Source organism: Streptacidiphilus pinicola, from assembly GCF_003258295.1.
Taxonomy (GTDB): domain Bacteria; phylum Actinomycetota; class Actinomycetes; order Streptomycetales; family Streptomycetaceae; genus Streptacidiphilus; species Streptacidiphilus pinicola.
The window spans coordinates 12,885-27,897 of sequence record NZ_QKYN01000155.1; the positions used below are offsets into that span (position 1 = coordinate 12,885).

The following is a 15,013-nucleotide window of genomic DNA, read 5'->3' on the forward strand; positions in this document are numbered from 1 at the left end:
AGGGTGACCAGCCCTGTGCCGCCTCGCGAGGATCCCGACAAGCTCTGGCGTTCGGAGGGCGCACCGCCGCCGCCCACGCCGCCGCGGAAGACCTCGCGGGGCAACTGGCTCAGCATGATCCTCACGGCCCTGGTCGTCTTCCTCCTGGTCGACCTGCTGCTCAGCGCCTTCGGCGGGGGTAACAAGACCAACGTTCCCTACACCGAGTTCACCAAGCAGCTGAACGCCGGTCAGGTCTCCGAGATCTACTCCAAGGGCGATTCGATCGAGGGCAAGCTGAAGAGCGCCCAGCCGGACCCGAACAACAGCAAGCAGACCTACCAGAACTTCACCACCACCCGTCCTGCCTTCGCGAACGACAACCTGTGGTCGGAACTGACGACCCAGAACGTCAAGGTGGACGCCCAGCCGGTGGTGCAGGAGCGCAGCTTCCTCGCCAACCTGCTGATCTCGCTCGCGCCGATGCTGCTGCTGGTCGTGCTCTGGCTCTTCATCGCGCGGCGGATGAGTGCCGCCGGCGGCATGGGCGGGCTGGCCCGCAAGGCGCCGCCGAAGCCGGTGGAGCTGGCGCCGGGCGCCACGCGGACCACCTTCGCCGACGTGGCCGGCATCGACGAGGTCAAGGACGAGCTGGAGGAGGTCGTCGACTTCCTGCGCCGCCCCGAGGACTACCGCAAGCTCGGCGCGAAGATGCCCCGCGGCGTGCTGCTGGCCGGCCCGCCCGGCACCGGCAAGACGCTGCTGGCCCGCGCCGTCGCGGGCGAGGCGAACGTGCCGTTCTTCTCCGCCTCGGCCTCCGAGTTCATCGAGATGATCGTCGGTGTCGGCGCGTCCCGGGTGCGCGAACTGTTCGCGGAGGCGCGCAAGGTCGCGCCCGCGATCATCTTCATCGACGAGATCGACACCATCGGCCGCGCCCGCGGCGGCGGCAACTCCATGGGCGGACACGACGAGCGCGAACAGACGCTCAACCAGATCCTCACCGAGATGGACGGCTTCTCCGGCGCGGAGGGCGTCGTCGTCCTCGCCGCCACCAACCGCTCCGACGTGCTCGACCCGGCGCTGCTGCGGCCCGGCCGGTTCGACCGCACCGTCATGGTCAGCCCGCCGGACCGCACCGGCCGCGAGGCGATCCTGAAGATCCACACCCGCGACAAGCCGCTCGGCTCCGACGTCGACCTGGAGCAGGTCGCCAAGACCACCCCCGGCATGACCGGCGCCGAGCTCGCCAACCTCGCCAACGAGGCCGCGCTGCTCGCGGTCAAGCGCAAGGACGACGAGCTCTCCGCACGCGACTTCTCCGAGGCGCTGGAGAAGGTCCAGCTGGGCGCCGTCCGCACCCTCGTCATGCCGGACGCCGACCGGCTGCGCACGGCCTACCACGAGTCCGGCCACGCGCTGCTCGGCATGCTGCAGCCCGGGGCCGACCCGGTCCGCAAGATCACCATCGTCCCGCGCGGGCGCGCGCTGGGCGTCACGCTGTCGACGCCGGAGGCGGACCGCTACTCCTACACCGAGGAGTACCTGCGCGGCCGCATCATCGGCGCGCTGGGCGGGATGGCCGCGGAGCAGGTGGTCTACGGCGTGATCACGACGGGCGCGGAGAGCGATCTGGAGCAGGTCACCAACCTCGCCCGCGGCATGGCCGGCCGCTGGGGCATGAGCGAACGCGTCGGCCGCCTCACCGCGATCCCGGGCGACACCCAGGGCGCGTACGGCCTCGCGGCCGCGCCCAGCACCCTCGACGCCGTCGACGAGGAGGCCCGCCGCATCGTCTCGGAGTGCTACGACGAGGCCTGCCGCAAGCTGGTCGCCCACCGCGCCCAACTGGACGCTCTGGCGAACGCGCTGATGGAACACGAGACCTTGGACGAGGACGACGCCTACCGCATCGCCGGCATCCACCGGGACTGACCCCAGGGGGCGCCGGACAGGCCCTAGCGGACCCGTTCGGCGATGACGTAGCGGAAGACGTTCTCCATCCGCACCGACCCGTCCTCCCGCGTGCGGGGGAAGAGGGCTTCGCGGAGCTCCTTCTCCACCTGGCGTTCGCCCGCGAACTCCGCCGCGGTGTCGAACGCGCCCGTGGAGATCAGGCCGCGGAGCGCGCTGTCGAGGTCGGGGTAGGCGTAGGGGCAGCAGACCCGGCCGCCGCCGGCCACGCGGAGGCCGGCCGCGGTGATCAGCGACTCCACCGCGCCCGGCGCGGCCAGCGCGAAGACGTCGAAGCCGCCGTGGCGGTGGGCGACCTCCAGGACGGGCGCGCTCTCGCACCGTTCCTCCGGGCCCCAGACCGCGAGGGCGACGTGGCCGCCCCGGGTGGTCAGCGCGGCCGCGTCGCGCACCAGCGAGGCGGGATCCGCCGTGCAGGAGAGGTGCTCGAACGCGGTGACCAGCGAGTGGCTCGCCGTGTGCCCGGGGGAGAGCTCGCGGTAGATGTCCGACAGGACACGGAGCGCGCGGTCCTGCGCGATCTCCCGCAGCTCCGCCTCCGGCTCCAGGCCGGCGACCTCCGCGCCGCGCGCCGCGGCGAGCAGCAGGGCCAGGCCGCTGCGGCAGCCGAGGCCGAGGACCGAGGTGGCGGGCCCGACGTCCAGCCGGGTGTAGACGGCCTCGTAGAGGGGGACCAGCATCCGCTCCTGGATCTCCGCCCAGTCCCGCGCCCGCTGCCGAGCCCTCGTCCGAGTCGCGTGCGCAGAGACCATGTGACGGCTCCTCATCTCCGGCGGCCTGGCGTCTGCATCCAATCAAGCGCGCGAGCCGCCCGCCGTCCAGAGCCCGGACGGCACCCCTTGCCGGTGGTGCCGCCGTATCACGAGAGGGATCTGATTGGAGCCGGACCCTTTCCGCGCCGTACCATTCGCCCCATGGCAAAGGCTCCCATTCTCACCCCCCAGGCGGAGGACTTCCCGCGCTGGTACCAGGATCTGATCAACAAGGCCGAGCTGGCCGACAACGGTCCGGTGCGCGGCACCATGGTCATCCGACCGTACGCCTACGGGCTGTGGGAGCGGATGCAGTCGGAGATGGACGCGCGGATCAAGAAGACCGGCACGCAGAACGCGTACTTCCCGCTCTTCATCCCGCAGTCCTACCTGACCAAGGAGGCCGAGCACGTCGAGGGCTTCGCCCCCGAGCTGGCCGTGGTCACCCACGGCGGCGGCAAGGAGCTCGACGAGCCGGTCGTCGTCCGGCCCACCTCCGAGACGATCATCAACGAGTACTTCTCGAAGTGGGTCCAGAGCCACCGCGACCTGCCGCTGCTGATCAACCAGTGGGCCAACGTGGTCCGCTGGGAACTGCGCCCGCGCCTGTTCCTGCGCACCACGGAGTTCCTCTGGCAGGAGGGGCACACCGCCCACGCCACCTTCGAGGACGCCCGTGACTTCGCCGCGCTGATCCACCAGGACGTCTACGGCGACTTCATGCGCAACATCCTGGCCATCGACACCATCCCGGGCCGCAAGACGGTCAAGGAGCGGTTCGCGGGCGCCATCAACACCCTCACCCACGAGGCGATGATGGGCGACGGCAAGGCGCTGCAGATGTGCACCAGCCACGAGCTGGGCCAGAACTTCGCCAAGGCCTTCAACACCACCTACCTCAAGGGCGAGGGCGAGCGCGAGTTCGTCTGGCAGACCTCCTGGGGCTCCACCACCCGCATGGTCGGCGCGCTGATCATGTCGCACGGCGACGACAGCGGCCTGCGCGTCCCGCCGCGCCTCGCCGCCGTCCAGGCGGTCGTGCTGGCGATCAAGGGCGACGAGGCCGTGCTGGCCAAGGTCCGCGAGATCGGCGCGCAGCTGGAGGCCGCCGGCGTCCGCGTGGTCGTCGACGACAGGACCGACACCCCGTTCGGCCGCCGCGCGGTGGACTGGGAGCTCAAGGGCGTCCCGGTCCGCATCGAGGTCGGTCCGCGCGACCTGGAGAACGGCACCGCCATGCTGGTCCGGCGCATCGCCGGCGGCAAGGAGCCGGTCAGCGTGGACGCGCTGGCCGCGCTGGTGCCGGGCATCCTGGAGGAGGACCAGGCGCTGCTGCTGCAGCAGACGCGTGAGCGCCGCCTGGCCCGCACGGTCGACGTCACCTCCATCGAGGAGGCCGTCGAGGCCGCCGCGACGGGCTTCGCCCGGATCTCCTGGGCCGAGCTGGGCCCGGAGGGCGAGGCCAAGCTCGCCTCCGAGGGCGTCACGGTCCGCTGCCTGGTCGCCGAGGACGGCTCGGTGCCGGCCGAGGACGACCAGCCGGGCAATGTCGCGATCGTGGCCCGCGCCTACTGATCCTCCGCTGACCCTCCGCGTATCGGCTGCGTTCGCGCTCCGTCGATCGTCGTAGTCGGGCCGGTCCGTCGCTCTCGTGCGGGAGTGTGCGGGCCGGCCCGCCGCATTTGGTCAACTTGCTTTCCTTGAACGGAAGATGGCGAATTGTTGCGCGACCGCGTTCCGGTTGCGAGTAGGTGTGGCCCAGGTCACGAAAAAATAAAGCCTTCAACAATTTGCGATTCTGCGGAACATCCCGGGAACCTTCCTCGTTTGCGTTGCGTGAGCACGACACAACCTCTTGTTCTCGCCGCTGAGCTGGCCGTCGCCTGGAGCGACATCCAGCGCTTCCACTCCGACCTGCCGAACCTCGCAGCTCCGGAGTCGCTGATCGGGGAGTCCTCCTCGGCCTGCGGCACCGAGCTGGGCTTCGAGCGGCTGCTGCACGAGGCCGCACACGGCCTCGCCGCCGCGCGCGGCATCCGGGACACCTCCCGGGCCGGGCGCTACCACAACCGGCGCTTCCTGGCCCTGGCCGACGAGCTCGGCCTGGACCACAACGCCGATCCGCATCCGAGCTCCGGATTCTCCCTGGTCACCATGCGGCCGGAGACCCGCGAGCGCTATGCGGAAACGATTGATCGCCTGCAGCGCGCGCTCGGCGACCACGCGGCCGCGACCAGCGGCGTGGTGGACCGGTCGCGCACCTTCCGCGGTCCCGCCACGCGGCACGGCTCCTCCGGGGGCGGCGTCCGCGTCAAGGCGGTCTGCGGTTGCGGGCGCAATGTCCGGGTGGTCCCGTCCGTGCTGTCCCAGGCGCCCATCGTCTGCGGCAACTGCGGCGAGGCCTTCCAGATCTCCGAACCGCGCGCCCGCCGCTGATCGGCCCCGGCTGATCCGCTCTCGCTGATCCGCTCTGGCTGAACCGCCGAGCGGTCCGTGGCCCCGCCGGTCCGCGGCCCGCACTCGGCGAGGCGCCCCCTGACGTGCACCGGACGACCCATGAGCCGGTGCCGCTGTTCGGCATGCCCGGACGCAGACGCCCGCCGTCGACGCGTACCCGCTGGTCGGGCGGCGCCCGCCGATATGGCAGAATGGACAGCTGAGTACTCGGCAGCCGAGCAGGACCCCTCTCTCCTCCGGCTGACGTGTCCGTCGAGCAGCCAGCAGCCGCAACCCCACGTGGAATGCGCGGCTGCTCACCCACGTCAAAACCAGGAGAACCACTCCCGTGGCAGTCAAGATCAAGCTGAAGCGTCTCGGCAAGATTCGCTCCCCGCACTACCGCATCGTCGTCGCCGACTCGCGCACCAAGCGTGACGGTCGCGCGATCGAGGAGATCGGCATCTACCAGCCGACCTACGACCCCTCGATCATCGAGGTCGACAGCGACCGTGCGCAGTACTGGCTGGGTGTCGGCGCGCAGCCGACCGAGGCCGTGCTCGCCATCCTGAAGCTCACCGGCGACTGGCAGAAGTTCAAGGGCCTCGAGGCCCCGGCCCCGCTGAAGGTCCGCGAGCCGAAGATCACCGACTTCTCGCACCTCTTCGCCAAGGCCGTCGCCGGCTTCGAGGACTCGACGACCGGTGTCGCCATCACCCCGAAGGCGAAGAAGACGGAGAAGAAGGACGAGGCCGCTGCCGAGTCCGACGCTTCCGCCGAGGCCTGAGCATGCTGGAGGAAGCCCTCGAGCACCTGGTGAAGGGCATCGTCGAGAACCCGGACGACGTCCAGGTCCGCTCGCGTGAGCTCCGCCGGGGCCGGGTCCTGGAGGTGCGGGTGCACCCGGAGGACCTGGGCAAGGTCATCGGCCGCGGTGGGCGCACGGCACGTGCGCTCCGCACCGTGGTCACCGCCCTCGGCGGTCGCAGTGTCCGCGTCGACCTGGTCGACGTGGACAGCGCACGCTGACGGGCTGCTGAGAGGCACCTCTACGGACCGGCTGGGATCATTGGATCCCAGCCGGTCCTTGCTTTTCATGATGTCTGAAGGAGACACGGAACAGTGCAGCTGATCGTCGGCCGGATCGGCCGCGCCCACGGGATCAAGGGCGACGTCACCGTGGAGGTGCGCACCGACGAGCCCGAGCTGCGGCTCGGCCCCGGCGCGGTGCTGATGACCGACCCGAGCTCGGCCGGTCCGCTCACCGTCGCCTCCGGCAAGGTGCACAGCGGACGCCTGCTGCTGCGCTTCGAGGGAGTCAACGACCGCAACGGCGCCGAGGCGCTGCGCGGCACCATGCTGATCGCCGAGATCGACCCGGAGGACACCCCGGAGGACCCGGACGAGTACTACGACCACCAGCTGGTCGGTCTGGACGTGGTCCTCGCCGACGGCACCCTCGTCGGCGAGCTGACCGAGGTGCTGCACCTGCCGTACCAGGACCTGCTGACCGTCGTCCGCCCGGACGGCACCGAGGTGCTGGTGCCCTTCGTGAGCGAGATCGTCCCGGAGATCGACCTGGAGGCGCAGCGCGCCGTGATCACCCCGCCGCCGGGCCTGATCGACCCCGCCCAGGCCGTGGTCGCCTCCTCGCGTGACGAGGAGCCGGCGGCTGCGGACGAGAAGGACGAGAAGAGCGGCGGGGCCGACGCCTGATGCGCATCGACGTCGTCACGATCTTCCCCGAGTACCTCGCACCGCTCGACCTCTCCCTCGTCGGCAAGGCCCGTGCCCGCGGGCAGCTGGACGTGCGCCTGCACGAGCTGCGCGAGTTCACCCACGACATCCACCGCACCGTGGACGACACCCCCTACGGTGGCGGCCCCGGCATGGTGATGAAGCCGGAGCCGTGGTCGGCGGCGCTGGACGCGGTCGTCGCGTCCGGTCCCGGGGAGGGCGCGGTGCCGACCCTGGTCGTCCCGACGCCGAGCGGGCGGCCGTTCACCCAGGAGCTGGCCCAGCAGTTGGCCGCCGAACCGTGGCTGGCCTTCGCGCCGGCCCGGTACGAGGGCATCGACCGCCGGGTCATCGAGGACGCCGCCGACCGGATGCCGGTCGTCGAGGTCTCCATCGGCGACTACGTGCTGGCCGGCGGCGAGGTCGCGGTGCTGGTCATCGTCGAGGCCGTGGCCCGGCTGCTGCCCGGTGTGCTGGGCAACGCCGAGTCGCACCAGGACGACTCGTTCGCGCCCGGCAGGATGGCGGACCTGCTGGAGGGTCCCGTCTACACGAAGCCGGCCGAGTGGCGCGGCCGCGAGGTGCCCGAGGTGCTGCTCAGCGGTCACCACGGCAAGATCGCCCGCTGGCGCCGGGAGCGGGCCTTCGCCCGCACCCTCGCCCACCGTCCCGACCTGGTCGCCCGCTGGCGGCGCGAGGACATGGACAAGCACGACCTGAAGGCACTGGCGGATCTGGGCGTCTGGTGGGACGAGGCGAGCGGCCGTTTTCTTCGGACGGCCGATTTCTCCGAATGACCGGCGACATGGCAGAATGACCCCTTGCTGCCTGTCTCCGGCCGCCAGGACCGCCGCCTCTGCCTCAGGGGGGACGACGGGAACCGGAGAACACACAGCACTTCACCAGAGACTATTTTCCGCGGGCGGCCTGTGGTGCCTGTGATGGAGAGATCATGGCCAACCTGATCAGCGAGGTCGACTCCGCGTCGGTCCGTTCTGACATCCCGGCGTTCCGCGCCGGTGACACCGTGAACGTCCACGTTCGCGTCATCGAGGGCAACCGCTCCCGTATCCAGCAGTTCAAGGGTGTCGTCATCCGTCGCCAGGGTGCGGGCGTCCGCGAGACCTTCACGGTCCGCAAGGTCTCCTTCAACGTCGGTGTCGAGCGCACCTTCCCGGTGCACACCCCGATCGTCGAGAAGATCGAGGTCGTGACCCGCGGTTCCGTCCGTCGCGCCAAGCTGTACTACCTGCGCGACCTGCGCGGCAAGGCTGCGAAGATCAAGGAGAAGCGCGAGAGCTGAGCTCCCGCGCTCCCGAAGAGCACAGCGTTCACTTGCGGCACAGCCTGATGGCTTAGGCTGCTCCCGCCATGGAAACGCAGCAGCTTCCCGAGGACCGCGACAGCGCTCCGTCCCCCGTCGAAGACGAGGGGACAGCAGCGCCGTCGCGGTCCTTCGGCCTTCTCGGTGGGGTCGCCGCCCGGCGGGCCAAGGAGTTCCTCGCGCTGGTGGCCGTCTGCGTCCTGGTCGTGGTCGTGCTGAACCGTTTCGTCGTGCAGCCCTTCACCATCCCCTCCGGGTCGATGGAGAACGCGCTGGCGGTCGGCGACCGGGTGCTGGTCAACAAACTCTCCTACGACTTCGGCGGCACGCCCCAGCGCGGTGACGTCGTCGTCTTCGACGGCCGCGGCTCCTTCATCGACACCGCCACCCAGGCTGAGACACCTACTGGCAGCGACTTCTCCGGGAACGACTTCGTCAAGCGGGTCATCGGGGTGGGCGGCGACACCGTCAAGTGCTGCGACGCCCACGGCCGGATCACCGTCGACGGGGTCCCGCTCGACGAGAGTTCCTACCTCTATCCCGGCGCGGTGCCGTCCTCCTTCCCCTTCGCCGTGCAGGTGCCGGCCGGGGAGCTGTTCGTGCTCGGCGACAACCGGGCGGTCTCCGCCGACTCCCGGGCCCACCTCGGCGACCCGGGCGGTGGCTTCGTGCCGGTGAACCGGGTCATCGGGCGCGCGGAGTGGGTCATCGCCCCGGTGGGTCACTGGGGTTCGCTCGACCGCCCGCAGCTCTTCGCCGCGCTGGACCGCTCGATCGCGAGCGCGGAGGGCGGGTCGCGTGGGCACCAGGGGTAGACCCCGCAACGCGCACCCCGAGCCGGCCGCGTCCCTGGACGCCTCCCGGGCGGGACGGGGGCGCGCGGAACGGCGCCGCAGCGCGCAGCGCGCCAAGCGGCGCCGACAGCGCTCGCTGGTACGGGAGGTGCCGCTGGTCATCGTCGTCGCGCTGGTGATCACGCTGCTGCTGCAGACCTTTCTGGTCCAGGTCTTCTCGATCCCGTCGGGGTCGATGCAGAACACCATCGCGATCGGCGACCGGGTGGCCGTCGACAAGCTCTCGCCCTGGCTGGGCTGGACCCCGCAGCGCGGCGACATCGTCGTCTTCAACGACCCGAGCGACTGGCTGAAGAACGACCCGGTGCCGACCTCCGGGCCGGTGCTGGGCGCGGTCAAGAGCACCTTCACCTTCCTCGGCCTGCTGCCCTCCGACCGGGATCTGATCAAGCGCGTCATCGGCCTGCCCGGCGACACCGTCGCCTGCTGCGGCTCCGACGGGAGGATCACGGTCAACGGCCACGAGATCGACGAGCCCTACCTCTACGCCGGCAACCCGCCCTCGCGGATCCCGTTCAAGGTGACGGTGCCGGCGGGCGAGTTGTGGGTGATGGGTGACCACCGCGACATCTCGGCCGACTCCCGCTACCACATGACGGAGCCGGGAGGTGGTTTCGTGCCCGAGAAGGACGTGGTGGGACGGGCGGTGGCGATCGTCTGGCCGGTCTCGCGGTGGCAGACGCTGCCGAGCGGCCAGCAAAGTGTTCGTCAAGTTTCTTCGGCAGCGCCGCTCTCCCCGGTTCCTGCGGAACTCCCGATCGTTATGGGTGTGGTCGCGGCTGCGCCCGGGGTGAGGCGCGCACGCCGTACCCGCCGCGCGTGAGGTGTGGCGTGGGTGGGCCGGGTGGTAGGAGTTGCGTGGACGGGCGCCGTCCGTGCATCAGCTGAGGAGGCGACGTGGGGGACTTGGTGATCGGTGCCCGCGATGGTGTCGGCGAGCCCGAGGACTCCAGCGGCCGTACCGTAGGGTCCGTGGAGGACAAGTCACGCGGCGATTCCGCCGAGGAGAAGAGCGAGGCTGCGGAGAATATGGGCGACCAGGCGGGGAGTACGACGCCGAACCTCTCGGAGGAGCCGGCCCTCCACGGTAGTACGGGCCGCGGCGCGGGCTCGGGGGGCGGGGCGGACGACCTCGACGACCTCGGCACCTCCGGCCGGGGATCGAAGGCCAAGAAGCAGCGCTCCTTCTGGAAGGAGCTGCCGATCCTCGTCATCGTCGCGCTGGCGCTGGCGCTGCTGATCAAGACCTTCCTGGTGCAGGCCTTCTCGATCCCCTCCGGTTCCATGGAGAACACCCTCCAGATCGGCGACCGCGTCCTGGTCGACAAGCTGACACCGAACTTCGGCTCCAAGCCGTCGCGCGGCGAGGTCGTGGTCTTCCACGACCCGAGCGACTGGCTGGCCGGCGAGCCCGGCGAGCAGCCGAGCAGCAACGGCTTCGTCCGCGGCTTCCAGGACGTGCTGTCCTGGATCGGCCTGATGCCCTCGGTGAACGAGAAGGACCTGATCAAGCGGGTCATCGCGGTCGGCGGCGACACCATCAGCTGCAAGGGCACCGGCCCGGTCTACGTCAACGGCAAGGCGCTGAACGAGCCCTACCTCTACCCGGGCAGCACGCCGTGCGGCGACAAGAACATCCCCACATTCAAGGTCCCGGCCGACTCGATCTACGTGATGGGTGACCACCGCCAGGACTCGCTCGACTCGCGCTACCACGCGGACGAGCCGGGTGGCGGCTCCGTGCCGGACAGCAAGGTCATCGGGCGGGCGATCGTCGTGGCCTGGCCGATCTCGCACTGGAAGACCCTGCCGATCCCGGACACCTTCTCCCAGCCCGGCATCACCAACCAGGCCCTCGCCCTCTCCGCGAGCTACCCGAGCGTGGTGGGCCTGGCCGCCGCCGTGCCGATCACCTGGCTCAACCGCCGCCGCAAGCTGCGCCAGAAGTAGCACCGGAGGTAAGGACCCGACGCGGGCTCTTGCCGTCCAACCCTTGCGAGGGCCGTGGTACCGCCGAGTAATCTGCTCGGACGCGCCACGGCCCTCCGTCGTGTGCGCCCGGTGGCAGTGGCGAAGAGCGGAGCGGCACGGATGGCGGGACGGAAGCCCACGGCGGGCGCGGTGATCCAGGCCCTCGGCATAGGCATCGGCCTGTTGGCCATGATCGGCGGCTTTGCCTTCATCGCCGTCCAGTACCGGCCCTACGCGGTACCCACCGGCTCGATGGAGCCGACCGTCATGGCCGGTCAGACGGTGCTGGCCGAGCGGGCCTCGGGCGACGGCGTCGGCCGCGGCGACATCGTCGTCTTCAAGGACAGCGACTGGGGCAACACGGACCTGGTCAAGCGGGTCGTCGGCCTCGGCGGCGACCACGTGAAGTGCTGCGACGCGCAGGGCCGGGTCAGCGTGAACGGCACTCCGCTGACCGAGCCCTACCTCGACGAGAACCCGACCGTGGGCCGGGCGGGCCCAGCCGACCAGAGCTTCGACACGGTGGTCCCGGCCGGGCGGCTCTGGCTGCTGGGCGACAACCGCTCGGTCTCCGAGGACTCCCGCGCCCACCTGGACCAGCTCGGCGGCACCGTCCCCACCTCGGCGGTGGTCGCCCGGGTCGAGGGCGTGGTGTTCCCGGTGTCGGCCGTGCACACGATCGACCGCACCAGCGCCTTCGACGCCCTCCCCGGCGGCCGTCCCGCGAGCGACCACGGCCCCCTGGGCCTGGCCGCCTATGCGACCGTCGGCGGCGCGCTGCTGGTGTTGATCACCGCTGGTGCGGGTACGGTCGCAGGCATAGTGACCCGTCGGCGCACGCGCGAGACGTGAGCCGCGGTTCGGGGGCTGTGCGCACGGAAGGCGTGCGGACGGAAGGACGACGCATGGGGCCGAAGCGACGCAGGGCGGCGCGTGTCCTGCTGCTGGATCCGCGGGACCGGATTCTGCTGCTGCACGGCTTCGACCCGGAGCAGCCCGGCCGCCAGTGGTGGTTCACCCCTGGCGGGGGCGTCGAGGAGGGAGAGGACCTCGCGGACGCGGCGCACCGCGAGATAGCGGAGGAGACCGGCATCCGCGACGCCCGGTTGGGCGAGCTGCTGGCCACCCGGGCGACGGAGTTCCAGTTCGACGGTCGTAGGTACGCCCAGGACGAGTGGTACTTCCTGGCCAGGACCGAGACCGTCGAGACCGACGTCTCGGGCCAGACGGAGCTGGAACGGCGCAGCACGGACGGGCTGCGCTGGTGGACGCTGCAGGAACTGAGGACCACCCGCGAGACGATCTATCCGAACGCACTGGCGAAGCTCCTCGGCCAGGTCCTGCGGGATGGCCCACCGGCCCGCCCGGTCAGGCTCTCCGGGCCGCGCCTGTGGTCCACAATGGTTGGACGTACGCACAGCTGAGGGGAACGTAGGGATGAGTGCCGAGGATCTCGAGAAGTACGAGACCGAGATGGAGCTCAAGCTCTACCGGGAGTACCGGGACGTCGTCGGTCTGTTCAAGTACGTCATCGAGACCGAGCGCCGCTTCTACCTGACCAACGACTACGAGCTCAAGGTCCACTCGCTCCAGGGCGAGGTGTTCTTCGAGGTCACGATGGCGGACGCGTGGGTCTGGGACATGTACCGCCCGGCTCGTTTCGTCCGGCAGGTACGGGTGCTCACCTTCAAGGACGTGAACGTGGAGGAGCTCGCCAAGAGCGATCTCGAGCTCCCGCAGGACGATGCGGGCTTCGGTGGCGGAGGACACTGACCCCACCGTGAGTCCCTCCGGCGGGTGAGCGGGTTTTCCACACCCCCGGGTTGTCCACAGGCCTGCTGAGGCCGTTGGAATCGCGCTCCGCGCAGCGGAAGGCTGCTGCGCGGAGGTGATCCCCGATGACCGCACGTACCCAGGCCCTCGGCGCCTACGGAGAGCGCGCCGCCGTCCGCCACCTGGAGTCCGCCGGGCTGCGCATCCTCGACCGGAACTGGCGCTGCCGCGCGGGCGAGCTCGACATCGTCGCCCTGGATCCGCTGGCCGACGGCACGGTCCTGGCCGTCTGCGAGGTGAAGACCCGCACCGAGGACGGCGCGCAGAGCCCGACCGAGGCCATCGACGGCACCAAGGCGAGCCGGCTCGCGGGCCTCGCGGAGCGCTGGCTCGCCGAGCGCTGGTCCGGGCCGCCGCCCCCGGGTGGGGTCCGGATCGACCTGCTGAGCGTCGTGCACGGCCGCCGGGGCCCGGCCCGGGTGACGCACCTGCGCGGGGCGGTGGCCTGAGATGGCCTTCGCCCGCACCGGCTCCGTGGCGCTCCTCGGCGTGGACGGCGTCGTGGTCGAGGTCCAGGCGGACATCGAGCCGGGGCTGGCCACGTTCACCATCGTCGGGCTGCCGGACAAGGCGATCAACGAGTCCCGGGACCGGGTGCGCGCCGCCGTCGTCAACAGCGGCGAGAAGTGGCCGCTGCGCAAGCTCACCGTCGGGCTCTCCCCGGCCTCCGTGCCCAAGTCCGGCTCCGGCTTCGACCTGGCCATCGCCTGCGCGGTGCTGGCCGCGTCCGAGCGGCTGAAGCCAGAGTCGATCGAGCGGCTGCTGCTCGTCGGCGAGCTCGGCCTGGACGGCCGCGCCCGGCCCGTGCGCGGCGTGCTGCCGGCGGTGCTGGCCGCCGTCGACGCCGGGTACGCCAAGGTGGCCGTCGCCCAGGCGACCGCGGCCGAGGCGGCGCTGGTGCCCGGCATCGAGGTGCTCCCGGTCCGCTCGCTGCGCCAGCTGATCGCGCTGCTGTGCGGCGAGCCGGAGCCCGAGGAGCCACCGGAGCAGCTCTTCGCCTGCGGCCCCGATCCGGCTCTGGCGGGCCTGTCGTTGCCGGGTGTCGGCATGGGCGTCCGCCACGCGGACGCCGCCGAGGGCTGGCGCAAGGACCTCGCCGACGTGGCCGGCCAGTTCGAGGCGCGCCGCGCCCTGGAGCTGGCCGCCGCGGGCGGACACCATCTCTTCCTCAAGGGCCCGCCCGGCGCGGGCAAGACCATGCTGGCCGAGCGGCTGACCGGCGTCCTTCCGCCGCTGGGCCAGCAGGAGGCACTCGAGGTCACCGCGATCCACTCCATCGCCGGTCTGCTCCCGGCCGGCCGCCCGCTGGTGCGGAACCCGCCCTACTGCGCCCCGCACCACAGCACGACGATGCCCGCAATCGTCGGCGGCGGCAGCGGCCTGCCCCGGCCCGGCGCGGCGTCCCTCGCCCATCGGGGTGTCCTCTTCCTCGACGAGGCACCCGAGTTCAGCGCCCGCGTGCTCGACGCGCTGCGCCAGCCGCTGGAGGCGGGAGAGGTCCTCGTGGCCCGCTCGGCGGGCTCGCTCCGCCTCCCGGCCCGGTTCCTGCTGCTGCTTGCGGCCAACCCCTGTCCGTGCGGCCGCTGGTCGCGTCGGGGGGACGCGTGCGAGTGCACGCCGACGATGGTGACGCGCTATCAGTCCCGGCTGAGCGGCCCGCTGCTGGACCGGGTGGACCTGCGCGTCGAGGTCGACGCGGTGAGCCGCACCGCGCTGCTGCGGCAGCGCGACGCGCCCGCCGAGTCCACCGCCGTGGTCGCCGCCCGCGTCCTCGCCGCGCGGGAACGCGCCGCCGCCCGCTACGCGGACACCCCGTGGCGCCTCAACGGCGAGGTGCCCGGCCACGAGCTGCGCACCCGCTACCCCCTCGGCCCCGAGGCGCTGCGCGACGCGGAACGTGAGATGGAACGCGGCTTCCTCACCGCCCGCGGCCTCGACCGCGTCCTCCGCGTCGCCTGGACCGCTGCCGACCTCGCCGGCTCCGACCGCCCCCAGCGCGACCATGTCCAGGCCGCCCTCTCCCTCCGCGGCACCGCCTTCCGCGCGACCGCGCCGCCCGACCCCTGTTTCTGACCCCGACCAGTTCCCCCCAAGACCGGCCCCGTGCCGCGCCTCGTCCAGAAGCGACGCCCGGCACGGGGCCGGTCTTGGGG

Annotated in this window: 17 protein-coding genes; 16 read left to right on the plus strand and 1 reads right to left on the minus strand. The window is 71.3% G+C overall.

All coding sequences use genetic code 11. The features are described from left to right. Positions 1-3 precede the first annotated feature (3 nt). Positions 4-1,914, plus strand: a complete 1,911-nt coding sequence (gene ftsH, locus DN069_RS32465; RefSeq protein WP_111506831.1) for an ATP-dependent zinc metalloprotease FtsH — start codon at positions 4-6, stop codon at positions 1,912-1,914. A 23-nt stretch (positions 1,915-1,937) separates the two neighbouring features. On the opposite strand, the gene DN069_RS32470 is transcribed toward ftsH, so the two are convergent. Further along, a complete protein-coding gene (locus tag DN069_RS32470) occupies positions 1,938-2,705 on the minus strand; it encodes a class I SAM-dependent methyltransferase (protein WP_243640047.1) in 768 nt (255 codons plus the stop codon). A 162-nt stretch (positions 2,706-2,867) separates the two neighbouring features. Between DN069_RS32470 and proS the strand changes: the two genes are divergently transcribed. The 15 genes from proS to DN069_RS32545 all read left to right on the plus strand — a co-directional run bounded on the left by proS (position 2,868) and on the right by DN069_RS32545 (position 14,933). After that, positions 2,868-4,280, plus strand: a complete 1,413-nt coding sequence (gene proS, locus DN069_RS32475; protein WP_111506833.1) for a proline--tRNA ligase — start codon at positions 2,868-2,870, stop codon at positions 4,278-4,280. 261 nt (positions 4,281-4,541) lie between these two features. Then, positions 4,542-5,141, plus strand: coding sequence for a hypothetical protein (locus tag DN069_RS32480; RefSeq protein ID WP_111506834.1), 600 nt, complete (start codon positions 4,542-4,544; stop codon positions 5,139-5,141). 349 nt (positions 5,142-5,490) lie between these two features. Next, entirely contained in the window at positions 5,491-5,928 is a 438-nt protein-coding gene (gene rpsP / locus DN069_RS32485) for a 30S ribosomal protein S16 (RefSeq protein WP_111506835.1), read from the plus strand. A gap of 2 nt (positions 5,929-5,930) precedes the next feature. Next, positions 5,931-6,170: an RNA-binding protein gene (locus DN069_RS32490; RefSeq protein ID WP_042373980.1), complete on the plus strand. Its 240-nt coding sequence runs from the start codon at positions 5,931-5,933 to the stop codon at positions 6,168-6,170. Between the two features lie 93 nt (positions 6,171-6,263). Beyond that, positions 6,264-6,857 carry a ribosome maturation factor RimM gene (gene rimM / locus DN069_RS32495; RefSeq protein WP_111506836.1) on the plus strand — a complete coding sequence of 198 codons (594 nt, stop codon included), beginning with the start codon at positions 6,264-6,266 and terminating at the stop codon, positions 6,855-6,857. Continuing rightward, positions 6,857-7,675: a tRNA (guanosine(37)-N1)-methyltransferase TrmD gene (gene trmD, locus DN069_RS32500; protein WP_111506837.1), complete on the plus strand. Its 819-nt coding sequence runs from the start codon at positions 6,857-6,859 to the stop codon at positions 7,673-7,675. The genes rimM and trmD overlap by 1 nt, the downstream gene beginning before the upstream one ends. Before the next feature lie 155 nt (positions 7,676-7,830). After that, positions 7,831-8,181 carry a 50S ribosomal protein L19 gene (gene rplS, locus DN069_RS32505; protein ID WP_111506838.1) on the plus strand — a complete coding sequence of 117 codons (351 nt, stop codon included), beginning with the start codon at positions 7,831-7,833 and terminating at the stop codon, positions 8,179-8,181. A gap of 68 nt (positions 8,182-8,249) precedes the next feature. After that, a complete protein-coding gene (lepB, locus tag DN069_RS32510; RefSeq protein WP_111506839.1) occupies positions 8,250-9,017 on the plus strand; it encodes a signal peptidase I in 768 nt (255 codons plus the stop codon). Next, positions 9,001-9,879 carry a signal peptidase I gene (gene lepB, locus DN069_RS32515; RefSeq protein ID WP_111506840.1) on the plus strand — a complete coding sequence of 293 codons (879 nt, stop codon included), beginning with the start codon at positions 9,001-9,003 and terminating at the stop codon, positions 9,877-9,879. Before lepB (DN069_RS32510) ends, lepB (DN069_RS32515) begins: the two co-directional genes overlap by 17 nt. A gap of 74 nt (positions 9,880-9,953) precedes the next feature. Beyond that, complete coding sequence (gene lepB / locus DN069_RS32520) at positions 9,954-11,006, plus strand: signal peptidase I (RefSeq protein ID WP_165845738.1); 1,053 nt, start codon at positions 9,954-9,956, stop codon at positions 11,004-11,006. A gap of 141 nt (positions 11,007-11,147) precedes the next feature. Next, entirely contained in the window at positions 11,148-11,879 is a 732-nt protein-coding gene (lepB, locus tag DN069_RS32525; protein WP_111506841.1) for a signal peptidase I, read from the plus strand. Between the two features lie 53 nt (positions 11,880-11,932). Beyond that, positions 11,933-12,451, plus strand: coding sequence for an NUDIX hydrolase (locus tag DN069_RS32530; RefSeq protein ID WP_111506842.1), 519 nt, complete (start codon positions 11,933-11,935; stop codon positions 12,449-12,451). A gap of 13 nt (positions 12,452-12,464) precedes the next feature. Continuing rightward, on the plus strand, positions 12,465-12,800 hold the full coding sequence (locus tag DN069_RS32535; protein WP_042430502.1) for a DUF2469 domain-containing protein: 336 nt from the start codon (positions 12,465-12,467) through the stop codon (positions 12,798-12,800). Between the two features lie 125 nt (positions 12,801-12,925). Continuing rightward, complete coding sequence (locus tag DN069_RS32540) at positions 12,926-13,309, plus strand: YraN family protein (RefSeq protein WP_111506843.1); 384 nt, start codon at positions 12,926-12,928, stop codon at positions 13,307-13,309. Between the two features lies 1 nt (position 13,310). Beyond that, complete coding sequence (locus DN069_RS32545; protein WP_111506844.1) at positions 13,311-14,933, plus strand: YifB family Mg chelatase-like AAA ATPase; 1,623 nt, start codon at positions 13,311-13,313, stop codon at positions 14,931-14,933. Positions 14,934-15,013 lie beyond the last annotated feature (80 nt).